The 6,404-nt window shown below is 34.3% G+C and carries 7 protein-coding genes; all 7 read right to left on the reverse strand.

Translation table 11 applies throughout. The annotated features are described in order from the left end of the window. Positions 1-3: 3 nt before the first annotated feature. The 7 genes from frr to hslV all read right to left on the reverse strand — a co-directional run bounded on the left by frr (position 4) and on the right by hslV (position 6,230). Positions 4-561, reverse strand: coding sequence for a ribosome recycling factor (frr, locus tag C7954_RS02235; protein WP_073155621.1), 558 nt, complete (start codon positions 559-561; stop codon positions 4-6). Between the two features lie 26 nt (positions 562-587). Continuing rightward, positions 588-1,307: a UMP kinase gene (gene pyrH, locus C7954_RS02240; RefSeq protein ID WP_073155624.1), complete on the reverse strand. Its 720-nt coding sequence runs from the start codon at positions 1,305-1,307 to the stop codon at positions 588-590. A 116-nt stretch (positions 1,308-1,423) separates the two neighbouring features. After that, positions 1,424-2,323 carry a translation elongation factor Ts gene (tsf, locus tag C7954_RS02245; RefSeq protein ID WP_089722723.1) on the reverse strand — a complete coding sequence of 300 codons (900 nt, stop codon included), beginning with the start codon at positions 2,321-2,323 and terminating at the stop codon, positions 1,424-1,426. 173 nt (positions 2,324-2,496) lie between these two features. Then, a complete protein-coding gene (rpsB, locus tag C7954_RS02250; protein WP_089722722.1) occupies positions 2,497-3,252 on the reverse strand; it encodes a 30S ribosomal protein S2 in 756 nt (251 codons plus the stop codon). A gap of 228 nt (positions 3,253-3,480) precedes the next feature. Further along, entirely contained in the window at positions 3,481-4,263 is a 783-nt protein-coding gene (gene codY, locus C7954_RS02255) for a GTP-sensing pleiotropic transcriptional regulator CodY (RefSeq protein WP_089722721.1), read from the reverse strand. A gap of 28 nt (positions 4,264-4,291) precedes the next feature. Beyond that, positions 4,292-5,689, reverse strand: coding sequence for an ATP-dependent protease ATPase subunit HslU (hslU, locus tag C7954_RS02260; RefSeq protein ID WP_208320665.1), 1,398 nt, complete (start codon positions 5,687-5,689; stop codon positions 4,292-4,294). After that, positions 5,661-6,230 carry an ATP-dependent protease subunit HslV gene (gene hslV / locus C7954_RS02265; protein WP_073155637.1) on the reverse strand — a complete coding sequence of 190 codons (570 nt, stop codon included), beginning with the start codon at positions 6,228-6,230 and terminating at the stop codon, positions 5,661-5,663. The genes hslU and hslV overlap by 29 nt, the downstream gene beginning before the upstream one ends. Positions 6,231-6,404 lie beyond the last annotated feature (174 nt).

Below are 6,404 nucleotides of genomic sequence, written 5' to 3' on the forward strand. Positions count from 1 at the left end.
GACTTAGACTTCCATTATCTCTTCTTCTTTTTTCTCAACAATGTCATTTAATTTACTAATATATTCATCAGTTAATTCCTGGACATTGTCCAATCCGCGGTGCATGTTATCTTCAGAGATTTCGCCTTCATCTTCTAGCATTTCTAATTCTTCGTTAGATTCTCGCCTAATAGCACGAATAGCAATTCTACCTTTTTCTGCTTTTTCATGCAGGATCTTTACAAGTTCTTTTCTTCTTTCTTCTGTTAACTGGGGAATGTTAATTCTAATAACACTACCATCATTACTCGGGTTAAGACCTAAGTTCTCCTGCATAATAGCTTTTTCAATAGCTTCAATATTATTTTTATCCCAGGGCTCAATTACGATCTGTCTTGCCTCTGGAGCAAAAACCTTTGCCATCTGCTGAATCGGAGTTGCTACACCATAGTTATTAGCTTTAATATTTTCTACTAATGAAGGTCTAGCCCTACCAGTTCTAATGGTATTTAAATCTTTTTTTGTATTTTCTAATGTTTTCTGCATCCTTTTTTCTGTCTCTTTCATTACTTCTCTAAACATAAATTTGACCTCCTCAGATTTAATTATTAACTAACAGAAGTTCCAATATCTTCGCCAAGTAATACCCGCTTAATATTACCTTCTTTTTTAACTGCAAATACTTTTAAAGGTATTTTATTATCCATACATAATGAAACAGCTGTGAAATCCATAACTCTCAGAGAGTTATTTAACAAATCAATGTAGGATAGAGCCTCATGTTTCTGCGCATTTTCATTAACTGCAGGATCAGAATCATAAATACCATCTACATTTTTAGCCATTAAAATTGCATCAGCAGAAATTTCAGCTGCTCTGAGTGCTGCTGTGGTGTCAGTTGAGAAAAATGGATTTCCTGTCCCGGCAGCAAAGATAACCACTCTTCCTTTCTCTAAGTGTCTAATTGCACGACGACGAATATATGGTTCTGCAATTTGACGCATTTCAATTGCTGACTGAACTCTGGTTTCGATATCAAATTTTTCTACAGCATCCTGCAGTGCCAACGCATTGATTACAGTTGCCAACATCCCCATGTAATCTGCTGTACCTCTGTCCATACCTTTTGCACTACCTGCAATACCTCTAAATATGTTACCACCACCAACTACAACTGCCATTTCAACATTTGTAGATTTTACAACATCACTAATTTCTGCAGCAATTTTTTTGATCATTTCCGGGTCAATACCAAAGCCATTATCACCGGCAAGTGCTTCCCCACTAATTTTAAGCAGTATTCTTGAATAAACTGGTTTTTCTGTCATTATATAATTAACCTCCATTAAATATTATTCTTCAATTTTTAGCTAATTCCTTTTTTAAAAGCAAATTTACTTAAAAAAAGAGAACACTCTCTCTAAGTGCTCTCCTTTTTTAATTATTATTGATTTTTTGTCATAGCAGCAACTTCAGCGGCAAAGTCTTCTTCTTTTTTTTCAATACCTTCACCAATTTCGAAGCGTGTAAACTGTTTAACTTCCATATCATTTTCTTCTAATACTTCTGCAACAGTTTTATCATCATCTCTAACAAAAGGCTGCTCTAAAAGACAAACCTGAGTAAAGTACTTATTGATTTTACCTTCAATAATTTGATCAAGAATATGCTCTGGTTTACCTTCATTTAACATCTGTTCTCTATAAATTTTCTTTTCTTTTTCAATTGATTCTGCATTTACAGAATCACGATCTAAGAATTCTGGATTAATTGCTGCAATATGCATTGCAACATCTTTAGCAGTTTTTGCTTTTGAATCATCAAATTCATTAGCAAATTCTACTAAAACACCAATTTTTCCACCTAAATGAATATATCCAAATAAATATCCATCAGTTTCTACTTTCTTAAATCTTCTCAAATTGATGTTTTCACCAATGCTGGCAATAGCAGCTTTGATTACGTCATTAACTGTCTGGCTCTCATCTTTGAACCATTTCTCATTTTCAACAGCCTCCACAGCTTCTGCATCACTCTGCATGATATGCTCTGAAATATCAGCTACCAGATTCTGGAACTGATCATTTTTAGCAACAAAGTCAGTTTCAGAGTTAACTTCAACTAAAATACCTTTTTTGCGGTCATCAGTAATATTTAAACTTACTAATCCCTCAGCGGCAACACGACCTGCTTTTTTAGCAGCAGCTGCCATTCCTTTTTCTCTTAAATATTCGACAGCAGCTTCAATATCGCCGTCAACTTCGTTTAATGCCTTTTTGCAGTCAAGAACACCTGCACCAGTACGGGAACGAAGTTCCTTAATATCTTTCATTGTAACTCCCATTTATTAATAACCTCCTTATAGTAACTTATAAAACTTCAATTAAAGATTCTTTATTCGAGATTCGAGCTATTTAAAATTATAATTTAATAATTTATATTTATATAATTACAATTATGCTAGAAAAAAGCGCTGCAAAGCTAAAAACTTCACCAGCGCTTTTTATAAATTCTTAATTATTCAGCAGTATTTTCTTCAGCTTCAGCTTTTTCTTCAGCTTCAGCTTTTTGTTTAACTTCAGCTTCTTGTTTACCCTGCTTCCCAGCAAGTACTGCATCAGAAATAACACTGGTAATCAATTTGACAGCTCTAATAGCATCATCATTACCAGGAATGACATAATCTATCAGATCTGGATCACAGTTCGTATCTAAGATTGATACAATTGGGATATCCAGTTTTCTAGCTTCAGAAACTGCAATATCTTCTTTTCTTGCATCTGTGATAAAGATTAAATCTGGTAAACCATTCATATCTCTAATCCCACCGAGAAATCTCTCAAGCTTATCGTGTTCTTTGTTTAATTCGATAACCTCTTTTTTAGGAAGAACTTCAAAAACACCTTCTTCTTCCATCTGCTCGATTTCTTCTAAACGGTCAATACGCTTTTTGATAGTATTATAATTAGTTAACATACCACCTAACCAACGCTGATTAACATAAGGCATTCCGCATCTTTCAGCTTCTTTTTTAACAGTTTCCTGTGCTTGACGTTTAGTTCCAACGAACAGTACATTTTTACCTTTAGCAGCTTCATCTTTAACGAAATTATATGCATCGTCAATTAACTTAACTGTCTGCTGTAGGTCAATAATGTAAATTCCATTTCTTTCGGTGAAAATATATGGTTTCATCTTTGGGTTCCATCTTTTAGTCTGATGACCAAAATGAACACCCGATTCGAGGAGTTGTTTCATATTTACAACTGACATAACTCCTGCACCTCCTTTCTGGTTTTAGCCTCCGACAGCATCAACTCTAAACACAACTGTATGAAATACAGCACCAGCATTTAGATCAACTGTCGTGTGTATTTTGCCACAAAAAAGTATACCATAGGCTTGAACTTTAATCAAGTCTTTTTTTAAAAATAATTTTTCTCTAGCAGGAAAAAGACTCCTCATTAAATTGAGAAGCCTATTAAATCAGTAATACTCATTTTATGCTTTTAGTTTTTCTAATTCGTCTAATAAATTATCATTAAGAACTTTAATATATGTTCCCTTCATTCCTAATGAGCGGGATTCAATTACCCCAGCACTTTCAAATTTACGCAAAGCATTAACAATAACAGATCTGGTAATTCCAACTCTATCTGCTACTTTACTTGCTACTAGCAATCCTTCTTCTCCATCTAATTCTTCAAAAATATGTTCAATTGCTTCTAATTCAGAATAAGAAAGGGTGTCAATTGCAATTTGAACTGCTGCTTTTTTACGAGCCTCTTTTTCTATTCTTTCACTGCGGGAACGTAAAATCTCCATCCCTACAACTGCAGCTCCATATTCTGCTAAAATTAAGTCTTCATCATTAAAGGCAGAACCATAACGAGCAAGGACTAAGGTCCCTAATCTATCTCCACCACCAACAACTGGTACAATTGTTGTTAACTTATCTTCGAATAAGCAGTCGTCACCTTCAGTAAATACACACTTGCCATCTTTTTGCTCAATATTTGATTTTGTTTCTCTAATTCTCAATAAACCTTTATTATAGTCTTCAGGAAATTCTCCCTGATCAATAACTGCTTCTTCCATAATATCACATTCAAAGTCGTCTAAGAGGCTGTAACCTAAAATCTTTCCTTTTTTACTTGTTACATAAATATTACACTGTACAGCTTCTTTTAAAACATAAGCCATATCCGAAAAGTCAACTGCATTGCCACCTGTTCTCTGTAATAATCGGTTAATTTTTCTGCTTTTTTCTAATAAACTACCCATTGTTATCTCCTCCATTTTCAGTTTTAAATTATAAAATATATTTACTTAAGTCTTTATTTGCAACAACATCTTTCAACTTATCATTTACATAGTCAACATTTATTTCTATTTCTTCTCGTCCCATACCTGGAGCTTCAAAAGAAAGATCTTCTAACAGTTTTTCCATAATTGTATGCAGCCTTCTGGCTCCAATATTTTCTGTTTCTTCATTGATATCGTAAGCAAAACTTGATATTTCTTCAACCGCATCTTCAGTAAAGTTAATAGTTATGCCTTCAGTCTCTAATAAAGCCTTGTACTGTTTGACTAAAGAGTTTTGCGGGAGAAGTAGTATATCCTTGAAATTTTCCCGGCTAAGGCTGTCTAAATTAACCCTCAGCGGAAATCTACCCTGTAGTTCAGGTATTAGATCTGCTGGTGAAGAAACATGAAAGGCACCGGCAGCAATGAAAAGAATATGATCAGTTTTAACTGAACCATGTTTGGTGCTCACAGTTGAACCTTCTACAATTGGCAGAATATCTCTCTGTACACCCTGTCTTGAAACTTCAGGGCCAGAATTTGATTCTCTACCGGCTATCTTATCAATCTCATCTAAAAAAATAATCCCATCTTCTTCAACTTTTTCAATTGCTTCAGCTTTAACCTGATCCATATCTATTAATTTTTGAGCTTCTTCATCTTTGAGTATTTCTTTAGCCTGAGCAATAGTAATTTTTTTCTTCTGTTTTTTATTAGGAAATATATTGCCCAACATATCCTGAAAGTTAATACCCATCTCTTCTACACCTGAGCCAGAAAAGACTTCCATCATCTGAGTATTACTTTCTTCAACCTCTATTTCTATTTTTTGGTCATCAAGCTTGCCTTCTTTTATTCTGTCATACATTCTTTTTCTTCTAGCAGCAATTCTTTCATCTACATTTTCATTATTTTTTTTAACGTCATCAACTAAATTAGAATAGTAATCATCCTGTTTTTTGCTTTTACCAGGCAGCATTTTATTTACAATCCTTTGAATAGCCTGTTTTTCGGCTTCAATTTCAACTTCTTCCATTTTTTCTTCTCTGACCATTCTAATTGCTGATTCTGTCAGATCTCTAATCATTGATTCGACATCACGACCTACATAACCGACTTCAGTAAATTTAGTAACTTCTATTTTAATAAAGGGCGCTCTGGCAATTTTAGCAAGTCTACGGGCAATCTCTGTTTTACCAACACCAGTCGGTCCAATCATTAAAATGTTTTTCGGAATAATTTCATCCTTCATATCATCTTTTACCAATTTTCGTCTATATCTATTTCTTAAAGCTATTGCCACTGATTTTTTAGCCTTATTCTGTCCAATTATATATTTATCTAATTCAGCAACGATTTCTTTGGGTGTTAGTTGATTATTCACCTGCTTTAGACTCACCTCCATTTAACTCCTCTAAAGTAATATTTTCATTAGTATAAATACAAATAGAAGCCGCTATTTTGAGTGCTTCACTGGCTATATCCCCCGCATTCAGGTCTTGAGCATGGTTTAATAGTGCTGTAGCAGCCGCTCTTGCATAAGGGCCACCAGAACCAATAGCAGAAATATCGCCATCAGGTTCAATCACATCACCATTACCTGAAATAATAAGGATTTCATCCAGATCTGCAACAATTAGCAAAGCTTCAAGTTTTCTCAAAATTTTATCTGTCCGCCATTCTTTGGCCAGCTCAACTGCTGCCCGCTGTAGACTTCCGTGATATTCCTCTAATTTCCCCTCAAATTTCTCAAAAAGGGTAAAGGCATCCGCAGATGTTCCGGCAAATCCAGCTAAAATTTTACCATTATATAATCTTCTGACTTTTCTGGCTGTACTTTTCATAACTGTATTACCAAGGGTTACCTGGCCATCTCCAGCTAAAGCTGTACAACCATTATACTTAACTGCAACTATAGTAGTTGCTTCGAAATCTGTAATCGACAATTTAGAACCTCCTTCACTTATAATCTTATATTTTTTAAATTGTCACATGATTCAAAATATTTTAATCTATTTTGTTTATCACCACTTTACAACTTTTTATCATGCAGCATCCCTGAATGAAATAAAGCTGTGCAAACAATCCTTTAAATTCCCATAAATTTTGGTATTTTCGAA

It is taken from the genome of Halanaerobium congolense, assembly GCF_004366375.1.
Taxonomy (GTDB): Bacteria; Bacillota; Halanaerobiia; order Halanaerobiales; family Halanaerobiaceae; genus Halanaerobium; species Halanaerobium congolense.

What these genes read in the sequence shown, in the direction of transcription:
- frr (WP_073155621.1), bottom strand. Translation starts at nt 561, where the DNA reads ATGTTTAGAGAAGTAATGAAAGAGACAGAAAAAAGGATGCAGAAAACA.
- pyrH (WP_073155624.1), bottom strand. Translation starts at nt 1,307, where the DNA reads ATGACAGAAAAACCAGTTTATTCAAGAATACTGCTTAAAATTAGTGGG.
- tsf (WP_089722723.1), bottom strand. Translation starts at nt 2,323, where the DNA reads ATGGGAGTTACAATGAAAGATATTAAGGAACTTCGTTCCCGTACTGGT.
- rpsB (WP_089722722.1), bottom strand. Translation starts at nt 3,252, where the DNA reads ATGTCAGTTGTAAATATGAAACAACTCCTCGAATCGGGTGTTCATTTT.
- codY (WP_089722721.1), bottom strand. Translation starts at nt 4,263, where the DNA reads ATGGGTAGTTTATTAGAAAAAAGCAGAAAAATTAACCGATTATTACAG.
- hslU (WP_208320665.1), bottom strand. Translation starts at nt 5,689, where the DNA reads ATGGAGGTGAGTCTAAAGCAGGTGAATAATCAACTAACACCCAAAGAA.